Origin of the sequence: Tropicimonas sediminicola (assembly GCF_900188335.1) — a bacterium.
GTDB classification, from domain to species: Bacteria; Pseudomonadota; Alphaproteobacteria; order Rhodobacterales; family Rhodobacteraceae; genus Tropicimonas; species Tropicimonas sediminicola.
In genome coordinates this window covers 89,023-115,840 of sequence record NZ_FZOY01000010.1, presented here as the reverse complement: position 1 = coordinate 115,840, position 26,818 = coordinate 89,023, and the positions used below count along the sequence as shown (strand labels likewise).

At 66.4% G+C, this 26,818-nt stretch carries 26 protein-coding genes; 15 read left to right on the top strand and 11 right to left on the bottom strand.

Annotated features, from left to right (window positions below; genetic code table 11):
* Positions 1 to 272: 272 nt before the first annotated feature.
* Complete coding sequence (locus CHB86_RS20815; protein WP_089235043.1) at positions 273 to 1,862, top strand: gamma-glutamyltransferase family protein; 1,590 nt, start codon at positions 273 to 275, stop codon at positions 1,860 to 1,862.
* A 242-nt stretch (positions 1,863 to 2,104) separates the two neighbouring features.
* Here CHB86_RS20815 and CHB86_RS20810 read toward each other — a convergent pair whose 3' ends face one another.
* The 3 genes from CHB86_RS20810 to CHB86_RS20800 form a co-directional block, all read right to left on the bottom strand.
* Positions 2,105 to 2,911 carry an ATP-binding cassette domain-containing protein gene (locus tag CHB86_RS20810; RefSeq protein WP_089235042.1) on the bottom strand — a complete coding sequence of 269 codons (807 nt, stop codon included), beginning with the start codon at positions 2,909 to 2,911 and terminating at the stop codon, positions 2,105 to 2,107.
* Positions 2,887 to 3,969, bottom strand: coding sequence for an ABC transporter permease (locus tag CHB86_RS20805; RefSeq protein WP_089235041.1), 1,083 nt, complete (start codon positions 3,967 to 3,969; stop codon positions 2,887 to 2,889). The genes CHB86_RS20810 and CHB86_RS20805 overlap by 25 nt, the downstream gene beginning before the upstream one ends.
* 116 nt (positions 3,970 to 4,085) lie before the next feature.
* Entirely contained in the window at positions 4,086 to 5,096 is a 1,011-nt protein-coding gene (locus CHB86_RS20800; protein ID WP_089235040.1) for a substrate-binding domain-containing protein, read from the bottom strand.
* 197 nt (positions 5,097 to 5,293) lie between these two features.
* Between CHB86_RS20800 and CHB86_RS20795 the strand changes: the two genes are divergently transcribed.
* The gene (locus CHB86_RS20795; RefSeq protein ID WP_089235106.1) at positions 5,294 to 6,505 is read left to right on the top strand and encodes an ROK family transcriptional regulator; all 1,212 of its coding nucleotides are present in this window, start codon (positions 5,294 to 5,296) and stop codon (positions 6,503 to 6,505) included.
* Between the two features lie 888 nt (positions 6,506 to 7,393).
* Here the strand turns inward: CHB86_RS20795 and CHB86_RS20785 are convergent.
* Genes CHB86_RS20785 through CHB86_RS20775 form a run of 3 tightly spaced genes read right to left on the bottom strand, consistent with a single transcriptional unit; the run spans position 7,394 to position 10,199 of the window.
* Positions 7,394 to 8,071, bottom strand: a complete 678-nt coding sequence (locus CHB86_RS20785) for a GntR family transcriptional regulator (RefSeq protein ID WP_089235038.1) — start codon at positions 8,069 to 8,071, stop codon at positions 7,394 to 7,396.
* Entirely contained in the window at positions 8,068 to 9,099 is a 1,032-nt protein-coding gene (locus CHB86_RS20780) for a Gfo/Idh/MocA family protein (protein ID WP_089235037.1), read from the bottom strand. Before CHB86_RS20780 ends, CHB86_RS20785 begins: the two co-directional genes overlap by 4 nt.
* The gene (locus CHB86_RS20775; protein WP_089235036.1) at positions 9,096 to 10,199 is read right to left on the bottom strand and encodes an isocitrate/isopropylmalate dehydrogenase family protein; all 1,104 of its coding nucleotides are present in this window, start codon (positions 10,197 to 10,199) and stop codon (positions 9,096 to 9,098) included. Before CHB86_RS20775 ends, CHB86_RS20780 begins: the two co-directional genes overlap by 4 nt.
* 120 nt (positions 10,200 to 10,319) lie before the next feature.
* On the opposite strand from CHB86_RS20775, the gene CHB86_RS20770 reads away from it, so the two are divergent.
* The 7 genes from CHB86_RS20770 to otnC all read left to right on the top strand — a co-directional run bounded on the left by CHB86_RS20770 (position 10,320) and on the right by otnC (position 16,599).
* Positions 10,320 to 11,324 carry a Bug family tripartite tricarboxylate transporter substrate binding protein gene (locus tag CHB86_RS20770; protein WP_089235035.1) on the top strand — a complete coding sequence of 335 codons (1,005 nt, stop codon included), beginning with the start codon at positions 10,320 to 10,322 and terminating at the stop codon, positions 11,322 to 11,324.
* A 61-nt stretch (positions 11,325 to 11,385) separates the two neighbouring features.
* Positions 11,386 to 12,129: a tripartite tricarboxylate transporter TctB family protein gene (locus CHB86_RS20765; RefSeq protein ID WP_089235034.1), complete on the top strand. Its 744-nt coding sequence runs from the start codon at positions 11,386 to 11,388 to the stop codon at positions 12,127 to 12,129.
* 1 nt (position 12,130) lies between these two features.
* Positions 12,131 to 13,642, top strand: a complete 1,512-nt coding sequence (locus CHB86_RS20760; RefSeq protein ID WP_089235033.1) for a tripartite tricarboxylate transporter permease — start codon at positions 12,131 to 12,133, stop codon at positions 13,640 to 13,642.
* Positions 13,642 to 13,932, top strand: coding sequence for a putative quinol monooxygenase (locus tag CHB86_RS20755; protein WP_089235032.1), 291 nt, complete (start codon positions 13,642 to 13,644; stop codon positions 13,930 to 13,932). The genes CHB86_RS20760 and CHB86_RS20755 overlap by 1 nt, the downstream gene beginning before the upstream one ends.
* The gene (locus CHB86_RS20750; protein ID WP_089235031.1) at positions 13,929 to 14,726 is read left to right on the top strand and encodes an N-acyl homoserine lactonase family protein; all 798 of its coding nucleotides are present in this window, start codon (positions 13,929 to 13,931) and stop codon (positions 14,724 to 14,726) included. The genes CHB86_RS20755 and CHB86_RS20750 overlap by 4 nt, the downstream gene beginning before the upstream one ends.
* Positions 14,723 to 15,955 carry a 3-oxo-tetronate kinase gene (gene otnK, locus CHB86_RS20745; protein ID WP_089235030.1) on the top strand — a complete coding sequence of 411 codons (1,233 nt, stop codon included), beginning with the start codon at positions 14,723 to 14,725 and terminating at the stop codon, positions 15,953 to 15,955. The genes CHB86_RS20750 and otnK overlap by 4 nt, the downstream gene beginning before the upstream one ends.
* Positions 15,952 to 16,599, top strand: coding sequence for a 3-oxo-tetronate 4-phosphate decarboxylase (gene otnC, locus CHB86_RS20740; protein WP_089235029.1), 648 nt, complete (start codon positions 15,952 to 15,954; stop codon positions 16,597 to 16,599). The genes otnK and otnC overlap by 4 nt, the downstream gene beginning before the upstream one ends.
* 94 nt (positions 16,600 to 16,693) lie before the next feature.
* On the opposite strand, the gene tkt is transcribed toward otnC, so the two are convergent.
* From tkt to CHB86_RS20720, 4 genes are all read right to left on the bottom strand, one after another.
* Entirely contained in the window at positions 16,694 to 18,700 is a 2,007-nt protein-coding gene (gene tkt, locus CHB86_RS20735) for a transketolase (RefSeq protein WP_089235028.1), read from the bottom strand.
* Between the two features lie 11 nt (positions 18,701 to 18,711).
* A complete protein-coding gene (locus CHB86_RS20730) occupies positions 18,712 to 19,665 on the bottom strand; it encodes a sugar phosphate isomerase/epimerase family protein (RefSeq protein WP_176442961.1) in 954 nt (317 codons plus the stop codon).
* 28 nt (positions 19,666 to 19,693) lie between these two features.
* On the bottom strand, positions 19,694 to 20,665 hold the full coding sequence (locus CHB86_RS20725) for a D-2-hydroxyacid dehydrogenase (protein ID WP_089235026.1): 972 nt from the start codon (positions 20,663 to 20,665) through the stop codon (positions 19,694 to 19,696).
* Positions 20,666 to 20,767: 102 nt separating this feature from the next.
* Positions 20,768 to 21,841 carry an alcohol dehydrogenase family protein gene (locus CHB86_RS20720; RefSeq protein WP_089235025.1) on the bottom strand — a complete coding sequence of 358 codons (1,074 nt, stop codon included), beginning with the start codon at positions 21,839 to 21,841 and terminating at the stop codon, positions 20,768 to 20,770.
* An 83-nt stretch (positions 21,842 to 21,924) separates the two neighbouring features.
* Here CHB86_RS20720 and CHB86_RS20715 point away from each other — a divergent pair, with 83 nt between their 5' ends.
* On the top strand, positions 21,925 to 22,431 hold the full coding sequence (locus tag CHB86_RS20715) for a TetR/AcrR family transcriptional regulator (RefSeq protein WP_245838236.1): 507 nt from the start codon (positions 21,925 to 21,927) through the stop codon (positions 22,429 to 22,431).
* Positions 22,432 to 22,493: 62 nt separating this feature from the next.
* On the opposite strand, the gene CHB86_RS20710 is transcribed toward CHB86_RS20715, so the two are convergent.
* The gene (locus tag CHB86_RS20710; protein WP_089235023.1) at positions 22,494 to 23,375 is read right to left on the bottom strand and encodes a LysR family transcriptional regulator; all 882 of its coding nucleotides are present in this window, start codon (positions 23,373 to 23,375) and stop codon (positions 22,494 to 22,496) included.
* A gap of 95 nt (positions 23,376 to 23,470) precedes the next feature.
* Here CHB86_RS20710 and CHB86_RS20705 point away from each other — a divergent pair, with 95 nt between their 5' ends.
* From CHB86_RS20705 to CHB86_RS20685, 5 genes are all read left to right on the top strand, one after another.
* A complete protein-coding gene (locus tag CHB86_RS20705) occupies positions 23,471 to 23,758 on the top strand; it encodes a DUF2218 domain-containing protein (RefSeq protein ID WP_089235022.1) in 288 nt (95 codons plus the stop codon).
* A gap of 97 nt (positions 23,759 to 23,855) precedes the next feature.
* A complete protein-coding gene (locus CHB86_RS20700; RefSeq protein WP_089235021.1) occupies positions 23,856 to 24,341 on the top strand; it encodes an ester cyclase in 486 nt (161 codons plus the stop codon).
* Positions 24,342 to 24,470: 129 nt separating this feature from the next.
* The gene (locus tag CHB86_RS20695; RefSeq protein WP_245838234.1) at positions 24,471 to 24,962 is read left to right on the top strand and encodes a nuclear transport factor 2 family protein; all 492 of its coding nucleotides are present in this window, start codon (positions 24,471 to 24,473) and stop codon (positions 24,960 to 24,962) included.
* Between the two features lie 292 nt (positions 24,963 to 25,254).
* A complete protein-coding gene (locus CHB86_RS20690) occupies positions 25,255 to 26,094 on the top strand; it encodes an NAD(P)H-binding protein (RefSeq protein ID WP_089235020.1) in 840 nt (279 codons plus the stop codon).
* A gap of 118 nt (positions 26,095 to 26,212) precedes the next feature.
* Positions 26,213 to 26,812: a protein-methionine-sulfoxide reductase heme-binding subunit MsrQ gene (locus tag CHB86_RS20685; RefSeq protein ID WP_089235019.1), complete on the top strand. Its 600-nt coding sequence runs from the start codon at positions 26,213 to 26,215 to the stop codon at positions 26,810 to 26,812.
* Positions 26,813 to 26,818: the final 6 nt, after the last annotated feature.

Below are 26,818 nucleotides of genomic sequence, written 5' to 3'. Positions count from 1 at the left end.
GCTCCTCCTCGACCTGTAGGCGGCAAAAAATTGATCCGCACGGCGGCAGGTTATTGGCCAACGAACCGTCGAGCCAGCACAATCTAACGTGATGTCGCCGCAGGCACACCGACCGGATCGAGACCGGCTTTTCGGGAATGCCATGCGCCCGGTCGGTGATGCGCTGTCCCGCGCCCTGCGTCCTGATTATAGAGGCGGAGCGGCGCTCGCTTCGGCAGCGCCAGATGGTCCGAAAGCGGGCCACGTGAAACTGCCTTTCCAAAGGACGCCAGATGAAGTTCCGCCACGATCCCGTCTACCCGTCGCGCCGCTCGCCGGTTTTGGCCGAGAATGTCGTCGCCACCTCGCAGCCGCTGGCCACGCAGGCCGGGCTGGGTATCCTGCAGCAGGGCGGGAATGCCGTCGATGCCGCGATCGCCACGGCCGCGGTCCTGACCATTGTCGAGCCCACGGGCAACGGGCTGGGGTCGGACGCCTTCTGCATCCTCTGGGACGGCGAGGCGCTGCACGGGCTCAACGCCTCCGGCCGCGCGCCAGCCGCCTGGACGCCGGAGCGCTTTCCCGATGGCATGCCGGAAATCGGCATCGACACCGTGACCGTTCCCGGCGCGGTCAGTGCCTGGGCCGCGCTTTCCGAGCGGTTCGGCACGCTCGACCTCGCCACGGTGCTGGCCCCCGCGATCCGCTATGCCGAAGAGGGCTTCATCGTCTCGCCGGTCGTCGCCAGGGCCTGGGCCAAGGACGCCGAGATCCTGTCCGGCCAACCCGGCTTCGCCGAGACCTTCATGCCCGGCGGGCAGGTGCCCCGTCCGGGCGAGCGCTTCCGCAACCCGGGCGCCGCGCGGACCCTGCGCGCCATCGCGGAAACCGCCGGCCGGGCCTTTTACGAGGGCGAGATCGCCGAGGAACTCGTGGCCTTCCTGCGGGCCAACGGCAGCGCCATGACGCTGGAGGACCTGGCCAGCCACCGCGCCGACTGGTGCGGCACGATCAGCCAGCGCTTCGGCGATGTCGAGCTGCACGAGATCCCGCCGAACGGGCAGGGCATCGCCGCGCTGATGGCGCTCGGCATCCTCGAGCACACCACGATCCGGGAGCACGGGCCGGACGACCTGGCCGCCGTGCACCTGCAGATCGAGGCGATCAAGCTCGCCTATCGCGACCTGCATGCCTACGTGGCGGACCGTGATCACATGACGGAGGTCGATGAAACCGCGCTGCTCGACCCGGACTACCTGAAGTCCCGCGCCGCGCTGATCGACCCTGAGAGGGCCATCGACCACGGGCCGGGCGCGCCGAAACGCGGCGGCACCGTCCTGCTGGCCACGGCGGCCGCCTCCGGCATGATGGTCAGCTTCATCCAGTCGAACTACGCGGGGTTCGGCTCCGGGGTGGCCGTGCCGAGCCTCGGCATCGCGTTGCAGAACCGTGGCCTTGGCTTCAACACCATTCCCGGCCACCCGAACTGCGTCGGTGGCGGAAAGCGGCCCTTCCACACGATCATCCCGGGCTTCGCGATGAAGCAGGGCGCGCCGCTGATGGCCTTTGGCATGATGGGTGGCCCGATCCAGGCCCAGGGGCACGTGCAACTGCTGCTCCGCACCGAACTCTGGGGGCAAGACGTGCAGACAGCCGCCGACGCACCCCGGTGGCGGATGATGAGCGGGCTGGAAGTCGCCTGCGAGCCGGGACTGTCCCCCGAGATCGTCGAGGGGCTGCGCGCTCTCGGTCACCAGATCACCGTGCAGGCCCCCGACAACGCCTTCAGCTTCGGCGGCGCGCAACTGGTGCATCGCCTGCCGGGCGGCGGCTACGCCGCCGGCTCCGATCCCCGCAAGGACGGCCAGGCCGCTGGATTCTGAGCGCAGAAGGCACGGCACCGGGAAGCCATTCCGGTTGGCGGGGACCCGGCGTCGCCCACTCCAAGCCGCCGCATGTGACCGCGAAGATGCACGTCGGGGGGGCGAACGGTCATAGGGCGGCCATGCCGGGCGAGGGCATTCGGGGTCAGACGCCCGAACAATCGGCCGAAATCATCAGCCGCAAATTGCCAAAGCCACATGCTGGTGGCTTTGGCGCGATCCGCTGGACCGGTTGCACGGGTCTACATTGCCTGCTGCTCGGGGGGCTCCTTGGCGCCCGTCATGAAGGCAACCGCATCGGACATGGTGTAGTCCTTCGGGTCGATGGTGCAGAGCCGCTTGCCGAGGCGGTGGATGTGGATGCGGTCCGCTACCTCGAAGACGTGGGGCATGTTGTGGCTGATCAGGATGATCGGAATGCCCCGCGCCTTGACGTCCTGGATCAGCTCCAGAACCCGGCGGCTCTCCTTGACGCCAAGCGCGGCCGTCGGCTCGTCCATGATGATGAACTTCGTCGCGAATGCCGCGGCGCGGGCCACGGCGACGCCCTGGCGCTGGCCGCCGGAAAGCGTCTCGACCGGCTGGGAGATGGACTGGACGGTCATCAGCCCGAGCTCGGTGAGCTTGTCGCGGGCGAAATCCTCCATCTTCTTCTTGTCGAGCATGTGGAACCACTTGCCCATCCAGCCTTCCTTGCGGATCTCGCGGCCCATGAACATGTTGTCCGCGATGGAGAGCGCCGGCGACAGCGCGAGCGTCTGGTAGACGATCTCGATCCCCATCTCCCGTGCCTCGATGGGCGAGGTGAAGTGGACCGGCTTGCCCTCGATGAGGATCTCGCCCTCGTCGGGCGTGACGGCCCCGCAGATCGCCTTGACGATCGAAGACTTGCCGGCGCCGTTGTCCCCGATGACGGCCAGGATTTCGCCCTGGCGCAGCTCGAAGTCGGAATGGTCGATCGCGGTCACGTGGCCGTAGCGCTTCACGATGTTGCGACCCTGAACGATTGGTGTCTGATCGGACATTACGCAGAGACCCTTCTGATCCATTGGTCGATGGCGACCGCGATGATGATGAGCCAGCCGATGGCAAAGACCTGCCAGAGCACGTCGACCCCTGCCATGCGGAGGCCGGACTGGAAGACGCCGACGATCAGCGCGCCGAACAGCGCTCCCATGATCGAGCCGCGTCCGCCGAAGAGCGAGATGCCTCCGATGACCACGGCGGTGATCGACTGCAGGTTTCCTTCGTAGAACGACTGCGGCGAGATCGAACCGACCCGGCCGATGGAGGCCCAGCCGGCGACCGCGCAGACGAAGCCCGCGAGCATGTAGACGGAGACCAGGACCCGGTCCGTGCGGATACCCGACAGTTCGGCTGCCTCCTTGTCATCCCCGATGGCGTAGACGTGGCGGCCCCAGGGGGTCTTGTTGAGCATGTACCAGAGCGCGACGAAGATCAGCACCATGAGCAGCGAGCCGAGCGTGATCCTGGCCCCGCCGAGCTCGATCGTGGAGCCGAAGAACTTCAGGAAGGGGGCGTTGGCGTCGATATCGGTGCCGCGGATGGACTGCGCTCCCGAGAGCCACAGCAGGAGCGAGTAGAAGATCGACCAGGTGCCGAGCGTGGTGATGAAGGGCGGCAGCTTGATCTTGGTGATCAGCAGACCGTTGAACAGCCCCGCCGCAGCACCGCCGGCAAACCCGACGAGGATCGCGATCCCGCTCGGTACGCCCATGTAGACGGCGAGATTGCCCATGATCACGGACATCAGGACCATGATCGCGGCGACGCTGAGATCGATGCCCGCGGTGATGATGATCAGCGACTGCGCCGCGGCCAGCATCCCGATGATCGAGACCTGCTGAAGGATCAGGCTCAGGTTGAAGGCGGAGAAGAACTTGCCCCCGGCGATCAGCCCGAAGGCGATGAGGCTGATGATCAGCACGATCACGGGAACGAGGGTCGGGTTGTCGTGCAGCACGTGCTGCACCCTTTCGATCGGCGAATGCCGCCTGGCATCGAACTCGGCGACCCTCGAGTCGCTCCGGTCCAATGTCTGCTCGAAGTCCTGGCCCTTGCGGGCCGGTTCGCTTGTGTCTGACATGATATCCTCCCCCTGCCTCGCGGGGTGCGCAGGCAGATAGTCGCTTCAGAATCCGGAACCGGGAGTTGCGGGTGCGGCGGCGCGAGCGCGCCGCCGCCATTGAAATCCCGAAGGCGTCAGCCCCAGCACTTCTCCAGGCCCTCTGCGGAAGAGAGCGAGGGAAGGCCTTCGACCGGCTGGTCGGTGATGAGTTCGACCCCGGTGTTGAAGAAGTCGAGGCCTTCGGAGTTCTGCGGTTTTTCGCCGGTCTCCGCGAAGGTTTTGATCGCCTCGATGCCTTTGGAAGCCATCAGGAGCGGGAACTGCATCGACGTCGCGCCGATGATGCCGGCCTCCACGTCCTTCACGCCCGGGCAGCCGCCGTCGACGGAGACGATCAGCACACCCTCGTCCTTGCCGGCGGCCTTCAGCGCCTCGTAGGCGCCAGCCGCGGCGGGCTCGTTGATCGTGTAGACGACGTTGATCTCGGGATCGATCTGGAGAAGGTTCTCCATGGCGGTCCGGCCACCGTCGGGCGAGCCGTCGGTCACGTCGTTGCCGACGATGCGCGGGTCATCCTCGTCGCCGATGTCCTTTGGGTCCTTCACGTCGATGCCGAAGCCGGTCAGGAAGCCCTGGTCACGCTGGTAGTCCACCGAGACCTCCGAGGCGTTGAGATCCAGCAGGGCGATCTTGGCATTCGCGGCCTCGTCGCCGAGGGTCGCGGCCGCCCATTGGCCAATCAGCTCGCCAGCCTTGAAGTTGTCGGTGGCGAAGGTGGCGTCGGCGGCGTCTGCCGGCTCGAACTGGGTGTCGAGCGCGATGACCAGCGCACCGGCCTCGCGGGCCTGGGTGATGACAGGCACCAGGGCCCGGCTGTCGGTCGGCGTGATCAGGATGCCCTTGGCGCCGGCGGCGATGCAGGACTCAACGGCGGCGACCTGGGTCTCTACGTCGCCGTCATACTTGCCGGCGAAGGCGGAGAGCTCGATCCCGGCCTCCTCGGCGGCGGCGGTCGCGCCTTCCTTCATCTTCACGAAGAACGGGTTGGTGTCGGTCTTGGTGATGAGGCAGGCCGCTGTCTGGGCATAGGCGCCTCCGGCCATTGCGACCATCGCGAAGGCCGACGTGATCATAAGTTTTTTCATGGTTTCCTCCCTCGAAACTGACGTCGTGGTCTGGATCGGGCTCCTCCCTGATCCGGGCTCGCACCGGTCGGGCCGCTGCAAAGCTGATCCTAAAAAGGCCTGATTCTGAGGCGGCTGTCAATTAGTTTGTAAACTTTACTTACTAAGTATTGTTCGCTACCTTTCCAAGGGTAAGGGAGGGGCCTATGGTCGGCGCCATGGACGGAGCAGTATCCTCAGAGCGAAGTGCAGGGCGCGGCGCAGGCGTCAATCAAAGCGGGCTGCGCGACCATAACGAGCGCCTGATCCTGTCGTTGCTGCAGCGTCACGAAGCCTGCTCCGGCGCGGACCTGTCCAGGCGCACCGGCCTGTCCCGCCCGACGGTTTCGACCATCCTTAAGGGGCTCGAGGAAGATGGCCTCGTCCGGCGCGGCGCGCCTGTCCGCGGCAAGATCGGCAAGCCGTCCATCCCGATCGAGCTGGACCCGAATGGCGTGCTGTCCCTCGGCCTGAAGATCGGCAGACGGAGCGCCGATCTCGTTCTGATCGACTTCGTGGGAGAGGTGCGGCGCCAGCTCCACACGACTTACGACTACCCCTTGCCGGAGCCGGTCTTCCGGTTCCTGCAGGACGGGATCGAGACCCTTCTGGGCGATCTGACGGCGGATCTCCGGCACAGGGTCTGCGGCATCGGCATCGGCGCGCCTTTTGAACTCTGGAAATGGAACGACCTTGTCGAAGGTCCGACCGAGACCTTCCGGCAGTGGAAGGACGTGGATTTCGTCGCCATCGTCTCCCGGTTCACGGAATTGCCCGTCTATGTCGTGAACGACGCGACCGCGGCCTGCCATGCCGAGCATCTCTATGGCCGCGGCAAGGAGTTCCGCGACTACGCCTATTTCTTCATTGGTTCCTTCGTCGGCGGCGGCGTGGCGCTCAACGGCACCGTGTTCGAGGGCAACCAGGGCAACGCCGGCGCATTCGGCTCCATGCGCAGCACCGGTCCTCTCGGTGAAAGCAAACAGCTGATCGACGTCGCCTCCCTGCACCTGTTGGAGACCCGCCTGATCGAGGCCGGCCTCGATCCGAAGATCATGTGGCAGCTCCCGCAGGACTGGAGCGGTATCTCGCGCTACGTGAGCCCCTGGATCGGTGAAACCGCGCAGGAGCTTGCCAAGGCCTCGCTATCGATCTGTTCGGTGATCGACTTCGACGCCATCCTGATCGACGGGGCCTTCCCGAGCGATGTCCGCAAAGAACTCGTGCTCCGGGTGCGCCGCTACCTCGGAAACCAGGACAAGCGCGGCCTTATCGAACCGCGCATCGAGGCCGGAAGCGTCGGCGGCAACGCCCGCGGTATCGGCGCGGCCAGCAGCCCGATCTTTCGGCAATTCCTGCTGAACACAAACGCCGGCTTGTCTGCCGTTTGATCTGGTTCGGGCCGGGGTGGCGAGTCCCGGCAACGGGTGCCGTCCTCGGGTGAAGTGGCGCTTTCGGTGAATGTCGGGGTCCCCGCGAAAGTGGGGGCGATCCCGCAAACTTGGAAGCGTGTCCACGACCGGACGGATCGCAGCTTTACCTAAGGTCGATTTCAGCCGGCCCTGAGCATGGTTCGCACATGGCACGAAACATCCCGGCACCCCGGCCCGAGGCGAGATGCTGAGCGCCGTCACTTCGGACCTCATAGGTGCCGATAGGCCAGGCGGCTTCAGCTATTGGTGGCTGCGCGGCGGCCGCGATATCGAGGGAGCGACAAGCCGGACCCATAAATTGACGCCGGCCGACGCGGACAACGCCACCTCCGTCGAGGTCTCCTGTGCCGACGGCCATGGTAACGCGGAGAGCGTCACCAGCGCCGAAAGTGCGGCCGTGCGCGATGGCGGCGCTGTTCAGATCGGAACCGAAGAATGTGAGAGGCTTCGTGGCGTCTGCGGCACTGAATGCTTGGATGAAAATGACGGCGACGACGCCCTCGTCCGCTTCGGGGGAACGGAGATTCTCGTGCGGGACGTCACGGTCGAGACGCTCCAGGACGCCGACCTGTTCCAGCTCGGCTGGTGCCCAACCGCGCCCGGAGGGCAGACCGTTCCCCGGGCGCAAGGGCGCGCCAAGGGCCGTTTCGGGGTGAAGATGACCTGCCTGTCCAGCCTCGCTGCGGTCGCGGGCGTGCTTGTCGCTGCAGCAGATGTGCATTCCGCAGATCGTCAGTTGGTCAGCTGGACGCGGAGGCGATGGTTCGCCAGAGCATCGGATTCCCGGACATGCAATCAGAGCGCCTCGCTCTCGTCCGACGCCGGAGCGCCGCCGGCAAACACGGATCAAAGGCTGAGGATCCTGTATTTCTCCAGCAAACCGATGATCTCGTTCTTGGCGCGTTCCCTGTGCTCGCGATGGATCCGGCGCGCCTCCACCGCATCGCCGCCGCGAATGGCATTGAGAACGGCTCGGTGATCTTCGTTCGAACGAGAGGGCATCGCCCGCATGTGCAGGGTCGTCTGTCTCGCCCGGCGCACCTGGTCGGACATCATCGCGGCGATCGTGACGACCCGGGAGTTCTTTCCGAGGCGCACGAGTTCGCGGTGGAACATCTCGTCCGCCTTGGCCCAGGTTTCGAGGTCGTCCGCTTCGATGGATTCCTCCATCGCGGTGACGGCGGCATCGAGGCCCGAGAGGTCCGCGTCGCTGTAGCCGGCCGCCGCGGCATTTGCCGCCGCGAGGCTCTCCAGTTCGGTCAGAACCTCGTAGATCTCGCGCATGTCGTCCACGGAGACGGGCTGGATCCGCACGCCGCGGCGCGGCTGCAGTTCGAGCAGGCCCTGCGCCTCCAGCAGCACCGCGGCTTCACGCACGGGCGTTCGGGACATGCCCAGCATCTCGGCCAGTTCGGTCTCGAGGTGGTTCGATCCCCCGGCCAGGACGCCGGAGAAAATCAGGTCGCGCAGCTGCTCGACCGCCCTCTGGGTGTTGGACCCCTGTTTCTCGCGCGGTTCCGTCACGTCGTCTCCAGGTCGATCTTTCGCCGTTCCGCCGCCGAGCGGTAGACTGCCTCCTCGATCTCGATGACCGGCAGGTAGGCCTCGGCGGTGTTCTCGATAATGGTGCCGTCCAGAAGACCCGATACAACGTGCATCTGCAAGGCATGGACGCAATCGCCTCCAAATCCCTCCCAGGTATCGGGCGGAAGGATCTCCGTTTCCTCGACGGTGCCGAAGCGGCGGAGCCGTACCGATCCGTCCCCCGACAGCACCAGTGTTCCCTCGGTCCCTTCGAACAGGCCTTCGCCCATGGTCCGCCGCCGGTTCTCGGCGGAATGATCGAGGCACCGGTTGCCGTCGAACAGGGCCCGGACACCCGTCGCGTGGTCAAAGAGAACGTAGCCCGCGTCCTCTCCGGCGATGGCCGGGTTCACACGCCGCAGGTCGGCGTAGACAGACCGCGGTGCGCCCATGAGATAGCGGAAGGTGTCGATCCAGTGCACGGCGGTCTCGTGCACGAGGAAGCGCTCCATGGTGCGGAAATAGGGTTGGCGGTCCAGGTAGGCATCGGGGCCCCAGCCGTCGCCCGGGCGAAACCGGAACGTCGCCTGCTGCAGCATGCCGACCGCGCCGGCGTCGAGCGCCTGTTTGATCGCCCGATACCACGGCTGAAAGCGGAAGTTCTCGTGAATGACGATGCGGGTGCCTGCCGCAGCGGCGTCGCTGGTGATGCGTCGCGCCTCTTCGAGATCGGTGCCGAAGGGCTTCTGGCAGATCACCGTGGCGACACCGGCGGCGATCGCCGCGTCGATTGCGGCGGCCTGCGCTTCGGGCGGCAGGATGACATCCAGCACATCCGGCCGAACCTCTTGCAGCATCCGGGGCAGGTCATCATAGGCCGGAAGGCCGGTCGCCTGGGCTTTAGACAACGTCCGGTTGCAGGCCCCGACCAGCGCGACGCGCTCCATGCGCGCCCAGCTTTCGTACTGGAACCTGCTGAAGTACCCGGCGCCGACGCAGGCGACGCGAAGCTTTCCTGTCGTGGTCATTGCGTCTTGCCCGCGCACAGTTCCCGAACGACGGCGCGGCCCACCTCGTCGGTCGCGGCCTGACCGCCAAGGTCGCGCGTGCGGACAACTCCGGCAGCCAGCACCGCGTCGACCGCGTGCCGGAGCCGGGCGCCGTCGGCGACCAGGGCAGCATTGTCGTGCTTGCGGCCGAGCCATTCAAGCATCATCGCCGCCGAGAGGAACATCGCCATCGGGTTTGCCACGTTCTGCCCCGCGATATCGGGTGCGGAGCCGTGGCAGGGCTGGAAGACCGCATTGTGCAAGCCGATATCCGCGGAGGGAGCGAGGCCCAACCCGCCCATCAGGCCAGCGCCGAGGTCCGACAGGATGTCGCCGAACATGTTCTCCGTCACCAGCACGTCGAAATCCCAGGGTTTCTGCACCATCCAAAGGGCCGTTGCGTCGACATAGGCGTGATTGGCCTCAAGGTCCGGGTGCCGCGCGGCCTCCGCGTCGAAGATCTCGCGAAAGAAGGCGAAGGCGCGGAACACGTTTGCCTTGTCGACGCAGGTGACGCGCCCGGGGCCGCGGCCCTCGTCCTTGCGCTCCCGCGCCAGGGCGAAGGCGAACTCGAACAGCTTCTCGGAGACCTCGCGCGTGATCAGCAGCGTTTCCCTCGCCTCGGTCTCCGTCACCGTTCCCGCGCCCTGGGAATAAAAGAGCCCCTCGGTGCTTTCGCGGATCAGGACGAAATCGATCTCCCGTCCCTCGGGCAGGGTCAGCGGCGAAGCCTGACCGGCGGAGACCCGGACCGGACGGACCCCGGCAAACAGTTGCAGCTCCTTGCGCAGGTCGATCTGTGGCGAAATCTCGGTGCCATCCTTGTAGCGGACATCCGGCAGCCCCATCGCCGACAGGAGGATCGCGTCGGCGGCCCGCGCCTGCGACAGGGAGTCTGCAGGAAAGGCCTCGCCCGTGTCGCGATAAAGCGTCGCGCCCGCGGGCAGATCCTTGAACCGAAGGTCGTAGGCAGGGCTTTCCGCCGCCATCGCACGAAGGATCTCCAGTGTTGGGCGGGTGATCTCCGGTCCGATTCCGTCCCCCGCAAATACCGCGATATCAAATTCCGCTTGCGTCATTCCGTTTCCTCCCGCGGTCCGGTGGGTCCAATGGTCTCAGACCTCCGATGTTGACAATGCGAACTTTAACGCATACGCAAATGAGTGCAACAGTTTCCACATCGATTTGGGAGGAGCGATATGAAACGGAGCGCTGGACTGAGGATCTGCGCAGCTATTCTGGCACTCGGTGTCGGATCGGCCACGGCGCAGGACTACCCCTACCGGGACATCACGACGGCCGTGGTCTGGGGCGCCGGTGGCGGCACCGACACCATCAACCGCATGATCATGGCAGAGATGGAAAAGGAGCTTCCCGTCTCGATCAACGTCATCAACCAGACAGGTGGCGTCGCCGGCTCGAACGGCATGGTCTACGTGATGAACCAGCCCGATGACGGATACACGCTCGTCGGCCTCAGCGAGTCCAATGTCACCGCCGCCGTCCAGGGCGGATGGGACAAGAAGTTCGACTACTGGTATCCCTTCATCGTCGGCGGATCGCCGGACCTGATCTCGGTGCCGAAGGACTCGCCCTACAACACCATCGACGATCTCGTCGCCGCGGCGAAGGACGCCCCGGGCACCATCCCCGCCGCCGCTTCCGGCGCCGGCTCGATCCACCACCTGAACCTGCTCGCGCTCGAGAAGGGGGCCGACGTGACCTTCAAGTTCGTGCCCTACAAGGGCTCGGCGCCGGGTCAGGAAGCCGCGATGGCCGGCGAGGTCGCGCTCGTGGTCACCTCGCTCGCAGAGCAGGCGCCGCTGATCGCCGGTGGCGAGCTGAAGCCGCTTGCGACGCTGACCCCCGACGCGGCCGCGGTGGGTGATATCGCGATCCCGTCGGCCTTCGACAGCATCGGCGGGCTGGACCAGTACCTGCCGTTGAAGCAGGCGATCGGCTTTGCGGTGCACGCCTCCGCGTCCGACGACGTCAAGGCAAAGCTGGGCGCTGCCTTCGAGAAGGCGATGGCCGGCGATACCGTCGCCGAATGGGCCAAGACCAACTACTACGACATCGGCGGCCAGTATGGCGACGAGGCGACCGAGCTCTTCCGCAAGCTGGAGAGCAACTTCGCCTGGACGCTGTTCGACCTTGGCGCGACCGAGGTCGATCCGTCGACGCTCGGCATCGAGAAGCCGTAAGATCCCCTGACCTCAGGCGGGCCCGACCCTGGGCCCGCCAACCCATCACCTGGAGGGGGACATGGAAGACAAGACCGCCCTGCGGGCACGGGATTTCTGGACTTCGCTGGTTCTGATCGCCGTCTCCGCCTTTTTCCTCTGGCGCACCACCCACATCCCGTTCTTCGCGACACGCACGGCCGGGGTTTCGTCCGGCGACTGGTACAACTCGGCCGCGGTCGTGCCCTACGGGATATTCGGCCTGATGCTGCTGGTGTCGATCGGGTTGCTGACGATCTCGATCAGGGAGGGCGGCGCGGAACGCGCGCTGCGCGGCGCCGGGATCGGCTGGGAGCGCGACGAAGTCATCCGAATGGGATGCATCTCGGCCATTCTGTTCTTCTACATCTTCTCCCTGGTGCCGCGGGTCGATTTCATCATCGCCAGCGCACTTCTGATCACGACGCTGATCTTCGGTTTCCACGGCGGGCACACCGGCCGGATGAAGCTGAGCGCCGCCGTCTTCTCGGTGGCCGGCCTTTATGCGCTGATCGTGCATTTCCCGGAATCGCAATGGGCCAAGCCGCATGACGACGACTGGGTGACGCTGATCGTCTGGGTAGGGTTCACCGCCTGGACGTTGTGGCGGCACGGCTCGGAGCCGCAGGTCCGGGTCGCGCCCTACATCGCCGTGCTGGTGCCGCTGCTGCTTGTTCTCGCGATGGCCTTCGGCTTCCGGCAGAACGTGCCGAACCGCTCGGGGCTGATCTTCAGCCAGATCGAGTATCACTACTACGTCACCCTGAAACCCCTCTGGGCAAAGTGACATGGACTATTTCCTCACCCAAGTCGCAGGTTTCTGGTTCGAGCTGGTCTCGCTGGCCTCGGATCCGATCACCTATGTCTACCTCGTCTGCTCGGTCTTTCTCGGCATCGTATTCGGGGCGCTGCCGGGGCTGACCGCGACGCTCGCGGTCACCATCCTGACCGGCTTCTTCGGCAACAAGTTCCCGCTCGAGCAGTCGCTGATCGCGCTGATCGGCGCCTACGTCGGAGCGATCTACGGCGGGTCCTACCCGTCGATCCTTCTCAACATCCCGGGCACCGCCGCCAGTGCGGCCACCGCGATGGACGGCAACCCGCTGGCCAAGCAGGGGCGCGGCGGCGAGGCCCTGGGGATGACCACCACCGCGAGCTTCATCGGCACGCTGATCGGGACGGGCTTCCTGCTCGTCTTCGTCTGGCTGCTGCTGATGATCTCCAAGAACATCGCCAGCCCGGAAAAGGCCTTGCTGGCCCTCTTCGGTATCCTCCTTTCAGGCACCTTGATGAGCAAGGACCTGGTTCTCAAGGGCTGGATCAGCGGGTTGATCGGGCTGGCGATGGCCATGGTGGGGCTCGACCCGATCCTGTCGGAAACGCGCTACACCTTCGGCTGGTCCTACCTGATGTCGGGTTTCCAGGTGGTGCCGGTGCTGATGGGCGCCTTCGCGGTGCCGCAGATCATGGACGGCATGCGGGCCGACGGTTCGATCGGGCAGAAGGTGGACGTGGGGCGGATCGTGCCGCGCATCGGCACCGTCATGCGCCGTTTCCCGACCATCGCCCGTTCCGGCGTGATCGGCACCGGCATCGGCGCTCTGCCCGGCGTGGGCGAGGACGTGGCGGGCTGGGTGTCCTACGGCGTCGGCCGCACGGTCTGCAAGGACGGGGACAAGTTCGGTACCGGCTCGGTGAACGGGCTGCTGTCGGCCGAGGCGGCGAACAACGCGGCCATCGGCGGGGCGCTCATTCCGCTCCTCGTGCTCGGCATTCCGGGCTCGCCTCCTGCCGCCGCCCTGCTCGGCGCGCTCAAGATCAACAACGTGATCCCCGGGCCCACGATCGACCCGCAGCTGATCCTGCATGTCGTGGCGATCCTCGTCATGGCGTCCTTCACGATGGCGATCATGGGCCTGCTCACCGCGCGCGTCTTCATCATGGTGCTGCGCATTCCGCAGACCATCTTTCTGCCCGTAGTCATGGTGCTGACCACCATCGGCAGCTTCTCGGTCGGGGGCGGCATCAACGACCTCTACCTGATGCTTGCCGTCGGTTTCGTCGCCTTCGCGATGAACGCAATGCACTATCCCATCGCGCCGCTGGTGATCGGCGTGATCCTCGGGCCGCTCTTCGACGAGACCTTCCGGCGCTCGCTCCTGATCTCCGATGGCGACCTGAGCACGTTCTGGACGCGCCCGGGCGCGGCGATCCTTCTGGCTCTCAACGTCGCGCTCGTCGTCAGCCAGTTGCCAATCGTCAAGCGCCTGTTCACCGGACGCAAGAGGAGCCCCATCTGATGTTCGTCGTGACTGTCTCCATCGAGGTGAACGCCGGCCAGGTCGACGCCTTCCTGCCGCTCATGCTCCAGAACGCCCGGGCCTCGCTCTCGTCGGAGCCCGGATGCCGGCAGTTCGATGTCTACACCAATCCGGAGCGGCCGGAGGCTGTATTCCTCTTCGAGGTCTACGATTCCGCCGCGGCCTTCGACGCACATTTGTCGAGCGACCATTTCAAGCAGTTCGACCGGGTCACCGCCGAGATGATAGCCTCCAAACAGGTTGAGACCTTCACGGAGGTGCAAGGATGAGCGTTTGGGAAGTCCATGCGATCAAGTATGCCGACCGGAATGCGCGCATCCGGGGCGACAGCTTCATCTTCGACGACAACCATGACGCTCCCCATGCCATGGACTATTTCATGTGGGTGCTGCGGCGGGGCGAGGAGACCATCCTGGTCGATACCGGCTACGAGAGCGAGGAGGCCGCGGCGCGGGACCGCCCGATCCGGCTGGACCCGGTCGTCGCGCTCGCACCGCTCGGCATCTCGCCGGACGCTATCCGCAGGATCATCGTGACACATCTGCACTACGATCACGCGGGCGGGTTGCATCTCTTCCCCGATGCAACCCTGCACATGCAGGCCGCCGAAATGGCCTATGCCACCGGCCCCTGCATGTGCCACGACACCCTGCGCATGCCCTTCACCGCCGGACATGTCTGCGAAGCCATCCGGCGGCTCTACAGCGGCAAGGTGATCTTTCACGACGGCGATGCCGAGATCGCGGACGGCGTGACCGTGCACCGGATCGGCGGTCACAGCCGGGGTCTGCAGGCCGTGCGCGTGCGCACCGCCGCCGGATGGCTGGTGCTGGCCTCGGACGCCACGCATTTCTACGAGAACCTGTGGCTGCGCAAACCATTTCCGATCGTGGTCGATCTCGAGGACATGCTCGATGGCTTCACGCGGCTCGAAACGCTCGCCAGCCGCAAGGAACTGATCGTTCCCGGCCACGATCCGCTGGTGCGCAGCCTGTTTCCGGCAGAGGGGGCGGAACACGTCTTTCGCCTCGACCACGGCCCCACCAGGGAGAACCCGCTGTGAAGATCGGCGTTGTCGCAGACGATTTCACCGGGGCGTCCGACATCGGCCTGACCCTCGCCGAAGGCGGGTTCCGGGTGTCGCAGTTCATCGGTGTGCCCGACGTGCCGGCCGAGGCCGCTCTCGACGCGGGGGTGATCGCGCTCAAGTCGCGCACCGCGCCGGTCGCGGAGGCCGTGGCCCAGTCCGTCGCCGCCTGCGACTGGCTGCTGGCGCAAGGCGCGCAGCAGATCGTGCTCAAGGTCTGCTCGACCTTCGACAGCACCCCGCACGGCAACATCGGCCCCGTGCTCGAGGCGCTGGCGGAGCGGATCGGCGAGGACCAGGTGCTCGTCTGCCCGGCGTTCCCCGAAAACGGCCGCAGCGTCTACCAGGGGCACCTTTTCGTGGCGGACAGATTGCTCAGCGAGAGCGGCATGCAGAACCACCCGCTGACACCGATGACCGATCCCGACCTTCGCCGGGTGCTGGCGGCCCAGACAGGCTGGGACATTGCGCATGTCCCGGCATTGTCCGTCTGGCAAGGGGCGGCGGCGATCCAGGCGGCGATCCCCGAAGCGCGGGCAATGGTCATCGTGGATGCCGTGCGGGACGAAGACCTGCGTGTCATCGGGCAGGCGGCGCGGAACAGGCGGCTGCTCTGCGGCGGGTCGGGCATCGCGATCGGGCTGCCGTCGAACTTCGGCGCCCGCCCCGCTGCGCCGTCCTGGGAGCCGGTGGACGGCCCCGGCATCGTGCTGTCGGGCTCCTGCAGCATCGCCACCCGAGGGCAGGTGGAAACCTACGCGGCCCAGGCGCCGTCGCTGCAGATCGAGGCCGAGGCGGCCGTCGCGGGGGAAGTCGATATCGACGCGCTCGCGGATTGGGCGGTGGCACAGACCACGCCACCGCTGCTGTTCTCCTCGGCCGATCCGGACGAGGTGCGTGCCGCGCAGCGTGCGCTCGGGCAGGAGCGTGTCGCCGAGGCCATCGAAGCCGTCTTCGCCCGGCTGGCACAGGCGCTGGTGGCACGGGGGACGAGTCGGATCGTGGTGGCCGGCGGCGAGACCTCGGGCGCGGTGGTGGCTGCGCTCGGACCGCAAGTGCTGGAGATCGGGCCGCGGATCGCACCCGGCGTGCCGCTGATGCGGCTTCCCGGGCAACCGGCCCGGGCGCTGGCGCTCAAGTCGGGCAATTTCGGCGGCCCGGATTTCTTTTCCCGCGCGCTCGACCTCATGGCGGCCAGTTCATGACCGAGGCGACGCAACTGCGCGAGGACATCTGCCGGATCGCGAAATCGATCTTCGATCGCGGGCTGACGTCGGGGGCGTCGGGCAACATCTCGGCCCGGCTCTCGGACGGCACCGTGCTGGTCACGCCGACCGGCCATTCCATGGGGTTCCTGGACCCGGCCCGGATCAGCCACATCGCGCAGGACGGCCGGCTGCTGTCGGGCGACGCGCCCACCAAGGAGGTGCCGCTGCACGCGGCCTTCTACGACACCCGGGCCGGGACCGGCGCGGTGGTGCATCTGCATTCCACGCATTCGGTGGCCCTGTCGATGCTGCCTGACACCGACCCCGACAACGTCCTGCCCCCGCTGACCGCCTACGGCATCATGCGCCTCGGCAAGGTGCAACTCCTGCCGTTCTTCCTGCCCGGCGACCCGGCGATGGGCGATGCCGTACGCGGGCTCGCGGGGCGGCGATCAGCGGTGCTGCTGGCCAATCATGGCCCCGTCGTCGCGGGCAAGGATCTCTGGGCGGCGGCATACGCGATGGAGGAGTTGGAGGAGACGGCGAAGCTGGCGCTTCTGACCCGAGGCCTGCAGCCGAAGATGCTCAACCCGGAGCAGGTGCGCCAACTCGTCACGAAGTTCGACGTCGACTGGGACTGAGCGGACCCCGAATTCCATTTTCGAGTGCAGTACAGGCAAGAAGAAAGGCCGGGCGGTTCTCGCCACCCGGCCTTTCCACCTTGTCACCGCACTGTCAGACGGTCTCCGGCACGCGTTTTTCTTCCTTCGCATCCAGCCGTTCTAGTACGGCGGAGACGGCACGGTCTGCCGTGATGCCGAAATGCGCGAAGAGCTCGTCCTCGGGAGCCGAGGCGCCGAAGCTGCTCATGCCGATGAAGGCGCCATCTTCGCCGATGAAGCGTTCCCAGCCCAGGCTCGCAGCCGCCTCGATCGCCACCCGCACCGTGGCTCGGCCGATGATCTCGTCCCGGTAGCCCTTGTCCTGTGCCGCGAACAGCTCCCAGCAGGGGACGGAGACAACGGCGGTCGGGATGCCGCGGGCTTCGAGCGTCTTTCGTGCGTCGAGCGCGATCTGGACCTCGGAGCCGGTGGCGAAGAGCGTGGCCTGACGCGCGCCGCTGGCGGGCGCGATGACATAGGCCCCGCGAGCGGCGCGGTTCTCCGCCGTGCCGTCGCCGCGCACCGTCGGCACCGCCTGCCGCGTACAGATCACCGCGCTCGGGCCGTTGCGCCGTTCCAGCGCCAATTCCCAGCATTCGGCCAGTTCGACGCTGTCCGCCGGGCGGAACACGTTCAGGTTGGGCATGGCGCGCAGGCTGGCAAGATACTCCACCGGCTGGTGGGTCGGACCGTTCCGTCCGATGCCGATGGAATCGTGGCTGAAGCCGAAGATCACCGGCAGGCCCATCATCGCGGCCATGCGGATGGCATGGCGCTCGTAGTCGGAGAAGACAAGGAAGGTGATGCCGAAGGGCTGCACCCCGCGATGGGCGGCCATCCCGTTCATCATCGCGCCCATGGCGAATTCGCGGACGCCGTAGTGCAGATACCGCCCGGAGCGATCTTGGGCCGTGAACGGCGCCAGCCGCCGCTTGTGCTTGGTCGCCGCTTCCAGGTCCGGCGCGCCGCTCATGAGCTCGGGGATGGCGTCGCTGAGGACATCGAGGATCTCGCCGGAGCTCGCGACCGTCGGCTGGTTCGGGCGCTCGGCCGCGTACTGCGCCTTGCGGTGTATGAGCGGCGCGCGCCAGCCATCCGGCAGCTTGCTCGCGGTGAGGCGCTGGAACTCCGCCTTCACCTCGGCTTCCGAGGCGTCCAGCCGGTCCTGCCAGGCCAGCCGCTCGGCCCGTCCACGGGTGCCGCCTGCGCGCCAGGCGAGCAGGAGGTCGTCGGGAACGACATGCGGCTCATGGCTCCAGCCGAGCGCCTCGCGAGCGTCGATCGCGTCCTGCGGGACCAGCTTGCCGCCATGCGCGGCCCGGTCGCCGGCAATCCGCGGCACGCCCTTGCCGATCACCGTGTGGCAGGTCACGAAGGACGGCCGCGGGTCGGCCTTTGCCAGCAGGATCGCCGCGTCGATGGACGCGGGGTCGTGTCCGTCGCATTCCACCGTGTGCCAGCCGGCCACCCGGAAGCGGGCGGCCTGATCCTCGGTGATCGCCTGGCATGTCTCGCCGTCATCTGTGATGTGGTTGCTGTCGAACAGGAAGATCAGGTGCCCGAGCTTCAGGTGTCCGGCCAGTTCGATCACCTCCTGGCTGATGCCTTCCATCAGGCAGCCGTCGCCGGTCAGCGCATAGATGTAATGGTTGCAGAGGTCCGGCCCGAACCGGGCTCGCAGCTTTTCCTCCGCCACCGCCATGCCGACCGCATTGGCGATGCCCTGACCGAGCGGGCCGGTGGTGGTCTCGATCCCGGCCTCAGGGTCGTATTCCGGGTGCCCGGGGCAATGCGATCCGAGTTCGCGAAACCGCTTGATCTCCTCGATGGAGATCTTGTCGAATCCGGCCAGGTGGTTGGCCGCGTAGATCAGCATCGAGCCGTGCCCGTTCGACTGCACGAAGCGGTCGCGGTCGGGCCAGGTCGGGTCGGAGGCGTCGAACTTGAGGTGGCGGTTGTAGAGCGTGGTCACGATATCGGCGGCGCCGAGGGGCGTGCCGGGGTGGCCGTCGCCGATCTTGAGGAACGTGTCGATCGACAGGAACCGGATCGCATCGGCCATACGGGATAGATCAGCCATCGTGGTTCCTTTCAGAGCAGATCGTTGAGCATGCGCATTGTCGAGGTCGGGTGGCGGCGCTTGTAGCGGGCGGCCATGTCGTCCTTGTCTATGCGGGTGGAAAGCTCCTTGAGCTTGTTGGCGATCGCGGCGGCGTCGGTGAAGACGGGCGTCGCGTCGTGCTCCTTGCAGACGATGTCGAAGGCGATCCAGTCGTCGTAGCCGAGCCGCTCCAGCGTGTAGAAGAGTTCGACGAATTCCCAGGTGTGCCAGGTGCCCGGCAGAACGTCCCAGTCGCCGCGGGTGTCGTTGTCGTTGATATGGACGTAGAAGAGCCGGTTGCACTTGTGCAGCAACGCGGCCGTGGCGGCCGGGTTCTCGCCGGCGAGGAAGCAATGCCCGGCGTCCAGCGTCGCGCCGAGATTCCGCGCGCCGACGATGTCGGCAAAGGCGATCAGCTCGCCGGCACTGCCGATCTGGCAGCGCACGCGGGGTTCGTTGATCTTGTATTCGATGCAGACGTTGATGTCCCGGTTATGGGCGCAGATCTTCTCGAAACACTCGGCGGAGTAATCAAGCGCGGCGATCGGGTCGAGTTCGAACGGGTAGTCGAAGCCCTCGTTCAGCGGACAATTGTGCAGCCGCGAGGCCCCGAGTTCCGCGGCGAGATCCATCGCCCGCTTGGCGTCATCGACGGCAGCTTGCCGGTCGGCCGGGTCTTCTGCCGTCCACGCGCCACGCAACCAGCGGTCGTTGCGGACGGAGGCGAAGTTGATCGCGGACACCGCGAGGTTGTTGCGCTTCAGGGCTTCCTTGGTGGCCGGTATGTCCGCGGTGTCGGCCGGGTAGCGAAGTTCAACCGCACCGATGCCTTCCGCTGCACCTGCGCGATCCAGGTGGGTCGGCGTGTCCGCCGGGTCCTGATAGACGAGGAACCGGTTCTTCGTCTGTCCAAGAAAGAGCGTGATGATCGAGAGCTTGAGCATGGGGCTACCTCGTGTTCCCTGAAATCGTTCAGAATTCTCCGCTGACCACATTGCGTGGTGCGCCCGCCGCGTAGGCCTCGATGAGATCCACGAGCTGATCGGCGAGCGTTTGCTGCGCCTCGACGCTCGCCCAGGCGATATGCGGCGTGACGATGGTGTCGGGACGCCGCGCGAGCCGCATGAAGGCACTGTCCTTCGCCGGCGGTTCCGGCATGGTCACGTCGAGCCCCGCGCCGCCCACCAACCCCCGGTCGAGGGCGATTTCGAGATCTTCATCCCGAATGAGCGGTCCGCGGGCTGTGTTGATGATCAGCGGCCTGCGCCGCATCGCCTCGAACTCGACCAGGCCGAGGAGCCCCTCGGTCGCCGGGATCAGCGGGCAGTGCAGCGACAGCACGTCGGCCCCGGCCAGCACGTCATCCCAGGGCGTGTAGAGCGGCCCGAGCCCGTCGACACCCTTGTGCGCGGCGAACATGACCTGCATCCCGAAGGCCCGCGCCAAGGCGGCGACACCCTGGCCGAGCGCGCCTTCGCCGATGATCCCGATGGTCGAACCGGCAAGGTCCCTGATCGGGTGATCGTGGAAGCAGAATTGCCCCGCCTCCTGCCAACGCCCGGCGCGCACATCGTCTCGATAGGCCACCAGGTTTCGGCGCAACGCGAGAACGAGCGAGAAGACGTGCTCCGGAACGGTGATCCCGGCGTAGTCCCTGATGTTGACCACCGTGATCCCCAGCTCGGCGCAGGCGGCCTTGTCCACGCAATCGGTTCCGGTCGCCGCGACCGCGACCAGCCGCAATGCGGGCAGCTGATGAAGGTGTTGCCGGTCGAGCCTGACCTTGTTCGTGACCGCGATCTCGGCCCCGGCCAACCGCGAGACCACCTCGGCAGGCCGCGTTGCGGGGTGGTTCGTCCACTCGTGCGCGAAGTCCGGAGATCGCAGAACCACGTCCCTGGACAGAGTGTCCGCGTCGAGAAAGACGATCTTCTTGTCCGTCATTGCTCATTCCCTCCAAACGGGACGTCATTTGCGTATACTTTAACATATGCGCAACTGCACGCAATGCGACATCCCGCACCTGCTGCGCCCATGGGAGGGCGCTTACCGGCCGATCTCGATCCCGATCTTGCCCATGTGGGATTTTCTGAGGAACGCTTCCTGCGCTGCGCGCAATTCCAGAAGCGGGTACGTCTCCGCAAGGACGGGCCGGATTTCGCCCCGTTCGATGTAGCCCACGAGATCGGTGAAGACGCGGCTGTCCTGACGCGTGCTGCCGATCAGCATCAGGTCCTTGAGGTAGAGCGTGCGCAGGTCGAGCTCGACGATCGGACCGGCGATGGCGCCGGAGGTGACATAGCGGCCGTTGGGCCGAAGCGTGTCCAGCAGCGCCGGCCAGCGCGGCCCGCCCACGAGGTCGAGAACGACCTCGAAGGCGTCAAGGGGCAGGGTGGCGTCGCGGTCCAGCGTGGCGTCGGCGCCGAGCGCCGTCAGCGCCGCCGCCTTCGCCGGGCTGGTCAGGGCCGTGACATGCGCACCGCGCCTCTTCGCGAGTTGCACCGCCGCCGAACCGACCCCGCCGGAGGCGCCGGTGATCAGCACTCGCTCGGACCCGAGCGCGGCACGCTGGATCATCCCCTCGGCGTTCGAGAAGGCGCACGGGAAGGAGGCAAGCTCGAGATCCGATAGCGGGCTGTCGATCCGAACGGCATGTGTGTCGTCGATCGTGGTGAATTCCGCGAAACCGCCGTCGCGCTCCGAGCCGAAGGTCACGAGTGCATCCGGGGACTCCGCGCCACGGGGGTGGTGCATCGGCCGCACCAGCACCCGCTCACCGATCCGGGCGGAGTCCACGCCATCTCCGACCGCGACCACCTCGCCACAGCAATCGGCGCCCTGGATGCGCGGGAAACTCAGCGCACCGGACCAGGCGCCATCGGCGTCGGCGGCGGCGCCATAGCCCTCGGCCGCGGCCGAGCCGGTATCGCCGCGCACCGCCTTGGAATACCAGCCGGTACGGGTGTTCACGTCGGTATTGTTCACCGCCGAGGCGCCGACGCGGATCAGCACTTCGCCCGCCTCGGGGCGCGGCACCGGAACGTCTTCGCGCCATTCCAGCTTGTCGAGACCGCCATGGCCAGTCAGGACCATGGCCTTCATCGTGTCGGGAAGGGTCATACGGTGACCTCCTGTAGGTAGAATGATTCCTCTACTTGCGTAGGTAGAGGGATCGCTCTACTTCGTCAAACATGACCGAAACGATGACCAGGATCGCCGCCGGACTGGAGCGGGCCTTTGCCGAACGCGGCTTCGCCGAGCCGAGCGTCGAGGACCTGCGCGATGCCGCCGGTGTCAGCCTGCGCACGCTCTACAAGTACACGCCGTCCCGCGCGGACATGGTGCTGGCGGCGCTGGAGCACCGCCATACCCGCTACCTGACCCATCTGTTCGACGGCCTGCCGAACGCGCCGGATGCCGCGCTCGACGCGTTGCTCGACAGGATCGGGGCATGGATGGCGACCGAGACGGCCCATGGCTGCCTGTTTCACGGTGCGGTGGCTGCCGACCCCGGCAGCGCGCGGCTCCGGGACATGCTCGGGCGGCACAAGGCCGAGGTGGCTGGCCGCGCGGCCGAAGTCACCGGCCTGGCTGGGCGCGAGATCGAGCTTCTGGTGATCATGGAGGGGCTGACCCAGGCCTGGGCGCTGCACCGACACGAGGCCGTGCGCGGGGCCAAGGAGCTGGGCCGGGCTCTGCCGCGGCACTGAGACACTGACCCTCCCAAAGCGTGGGGAAGCCGCCTGCGGGTGGGCTTGCCTGTCCCCGCGCGTCACTCCACGAAGTCGACGAGGAAGCGCACGAAAAGGACCGTCAGGTTCTCGCGGCGGGAGCTGTCCGGCCAGACCGCGTAGTAGCCGAGCGGCTTCAGATGCCAGTCGGGGAAGAGCCGGACGAGCCGGCCCGATGCCTCGCCCCGTGCGGCGAGGTGTTCCGGCAATACCGTGGCCCCGAGGTTCTGCAGCGTTAAATGATAGAGCGCATCGACACTGTCGACCTCGAGCCGCGCCTGTCCCAGCACCTTCACCGTTTCGCCGTCGGGGCTGGTCAGCGTCGTGTAATCCGAACGGTGCTTGTACCGTAGCCAGTCCCAGTCCTCCATGTCCGAGGGATGCTTGGGGTGGGGACGGGTCCGGGCATAGTCCGCTCCAACCACCAGGGCCCGCGCGCATTCGCCCAGCTTGCGCGACATCATCGAACTGTCATCCAGCCAGCCCGCGCGGATGTTCACATCGAACCCGTCGCTCAGCAGATCCATCCGCTGGTCGGTGAAGGCGAGGGACAGGGCGACCTGCGGATGCCTGCGGGAAAACTCCGCGATGGCCGTCGACAGGGTGGACGAGGACAGGAAGGCCGGCATGGAAACCCGCAGCGCCCCGATCGGCTCCAGTGACAAGGCGTTCAACTCGTTCAGTCCGTTCTCGGCGCTACGCAACATCTCCGCCACGCGGGCATAGAACATGCGCCCTTCGTTGGTCAGCGAGATCCTTCGCGTCGTGCGGTAGAGCAGCGTGACGCCCAGATAGCCCTCGAGGTCCGAGACGGTTTCGCTGACGCGCGAAGGAGCAAGCCCCATCGCCTTGGCTGCGGCGCGAAAGGAGCCCTCGTCGACGACGCGGGCGAAGATGGCCATGTGCCGAAGGTAGTCGATCATTGTTCCGCCTTGCCGAACATTCACTTCTGCATTCAGGAAATAAACGGAACAATAGAGGGAGGGTAGATCTCTTTGGCAAGACAAGGAGCCACACGATGATCGCCACCACGACATTCTCCACAACGAACGCCAGCCGCTATCTCGGCACGCTGTGCAAGCACTTCGGCCACAAGGTCCCGGTGGAGTTCGACGCCTTGCAGGGCCGCATCGACCTTCCCTTCGGCCAGTGCAGGCTGAAGGCCGGCGACACCGCTCTGGACCTGACCGTGACCGCCGAGGACCGTCCGGCGCTGGATCGCCTCACCGAAGTGATCGGCAGCCACCTCGAACGGTTTGCCTTCCGCGAAAACCCGCAACTGGACTGGCAGATCCCGGCGGCCTGACCGCCCGATCCCGCCGACCCGACCCGATCCAACACGCACCTGCCGGGTGCGTGGCGGATGAACTCGTCCCTCCGACAGCATCACAAAGGAAACGACAATGACGTTGAAGACCCTCATCGCCTCGGCCGCCATCGCAACCCTCGCCACGGGTGCCCTCGCCACGGGTGCCCTCGCCGATGACACCGCCGCCGTGACCGCGTTTTACGACCTGCTCAGCAACCCCGGATCCGAGAGTCACGTTGCCGCCTTCGTCGACGCAACGGCCGAAAGCTGGACCAGCGTCGGCAACTACTCCGGCCAGGACAAGACCCGTGACGCCTTCCTCGGGCAGATGGGCGGCTTTGCCGAGCTGATCCCCGATCTGAACTGGGCCGTGCAGGACATTCATCAGGACGGCGAGTTCGTGACCGTGCGCAGCCGCGCCACCGGCACCCCCGTCGCCCCCTTCTTCGGCGTCGACGGCCAGGGCCGCAGCTTCGACATCATGACCATCGACATTCACGAGCTGGAGGACGGCCAGCTCGTCAAGTCGTGGCACGTCGAGGACTGGGCCGGCGCGCTCCAGCAGCTTTCGGGCAAGTGATCGTGGACGGGATTGGCCGGTGCCTGCGCGGTGCCGGCCGGCCCCGGGCCGGACCTTCCAGGGCGCCTGGAAACCGACGGTCTTCGGCCTTCGCAGCCCCCAATTCCAACACGCATGAGGACACCTTGAATGAACCGCAGAACCCTTTTGAAAACGTCGCTCGGCGCATCGCTGGCGATCATCCTTGGACAGCAAGCAGGAGCACAGGAAATGGACGAACAGACGCAAGCGAGCTTTGACACCGTGATGGCCTTCATGGGCGCGATGGGCTCGGGCGACATGGAAACCATGGGCACGCTGATGGCCGACGACATGGTCTGGCACAACGAGGGCGACGCGACCCTGCCGTGGATCGGCGGCGCCGAAGGCAAGGAGAACATCTTCAAGTTCCTCGGTGGCTTCTCCGAGAACGTCCAGACCACCGTCTGGGAAAACACCGACGCCTTCGCTTCGGGCGATACCGTCGCCGTCTTCGGAAAGATGAACGGGATCACCATTCAGTCCGGCAAGGAAATCGGCGCATTCACCTTTGCCCTGCGTGCCAAGGTCCGCGATGGCGAGGTCGTGCTGTGGCACTGGTTCGAGGACAGCTTCGCCGTGAGCCAGGCGTACCACGGCTGATCCGGACCCCGTCCGGAAGTGATGCCCGGGTGCGCGAGTTTGCGCCTCTGCACCCTCGCGGCAACCTGCACGCCTCCCAGCCATCGGGCCTGGGCGGCGATCAAGGCAGGCCCTGCCGTCAGGTGCCCGTGGGTGTCGCAACCCGATGGCAGCGAGGGGGCGTGATGATCTTCACGCCGCAACCGGCCGCGGAACTGGACGGATTCCATACCCTCGTGACGGCCTCCTGCGACCTCGTCACCGGGCGCGACGCAAGCACCAACTGACCCGCGCGAAGAGAAAGGAAACCGACATGACCATCGCAGTTACGGCCGTCTCCGGCCAACTGGGCGCAGAGATCGCCAGGACGCTCCTGGAGCGGGGCGAAGCCGTCATCGGGCTCGCACGAACGCCGGAAAAGGTCACCGGTCTCGGGATCGAGATCCGCCCGGGCGACTACGCCGACCGTGCCGGGCTTGAAGCCTCTCTGAAGGGCGTCGGTCGCCTGCTTCTGGTCTCCGGAAACGGCGATCCGGCAGCCCGCATCGACCAGCACCGCAACGTGATCGCGGCCGCGCGGGCAGCGGGCGCCGCGCGGATCGTCTATACCAGCGTGCAGGGTGCCGAGACGGGAATGGCGTTTTCCCCGGTCGTGGACAGCAACCGCAGGACCGAGGCCGACATCCGCGCCGGCGGCATGGACTGGGTGATCGGGCGCAACGGAATCTATATCGAGCCGGACGTCGATTACGTCGACCGCTACCGCGAGGCCGGCGAGATCGCCAACAGCGCGGGCGAGGGGCGCTGTGGCTACACCACGCGCGGTGAACTGGCCGCAGCCTATGCCCACATGCTGACCGAGCCGCAGCACGTCGGGCACACCTACAACCTGCGCGGTGCGCCGATCACGCAGGCGGAACTGGCCGGCTACATCAACCGCGCCTTCGGTACCGCTTTGACCTACCGGACCATGAGCGTCGAGGAGTACCGCGCAGACCGCGTGGCCGAACTCGGCGCGTTCATGGGAACGGTCATCGCCGGGATTTACGAAGGCATCCGCAATGGCGCCGTCGACAATCCCGGCCATTTCGAACAGGCAGCGGGTCGGGCGCACATCGGCTGGAGCGCTTTTTTCGACGGCCTGCAGCGGTAACCCCAGAGGCGACAAGGCAGGCCCGACCCGGAGAACGGAGCGAAACGGCAACCCGTTCACCGCCCGCCGCGATGCCCCGGATCCCGCAATTCCGAAAGCCGACAGAAAGGCGACAGACATGCGGTCACGACTTTTCCCCTACTGGTTCTGGGCGCTGCTGGCGCTCCCCGGCCTTGCCGTTCTGAACAGCCTGATCGGCGCGACGGACGCAGAGGCCGTTCACGCGGCGCTGCATCCCACCGGCGAGTTTGCCGCCCGTTTCCTGATCATCGCGATGATGGCCTCGCCGCTGGCGCTGATCTTCAAGGGGTGGCGCGGGCCGCGCTGGTTGCAGAAGAACCGTCGCCACCTGGGTGTCGCTGCCTTCTTCTACGCGCTGGCGCATACGGTGCTCTACCTGATCGATCTCGGCACCTTGCAGAAGGTCCTCGCCGATCTGCCGGAGTTCTACATCTGGACCGGGTGGATCGCCTTCCTGATCTTCGTTCCGCTGGCCGTCACCTCGTCGGACTACTTCGTCCGCAGGTTGGGGCGTAGCTGGAAGACCCTGCAGCGAACGACCTATGCGGCGGCGGTGCTGGCGCTGCTGCACTGGGCGACGCTGCACGACTGGGGCGGCCTGACCGGCGCTCTGGTGCATTTCGTTCCGCTGGGCCTGCTGGAAGCCTACCGCGTCTGGTACTGGTACCTGAGACCGCGCCCCGCACGGGCCGCGTGACGGTCA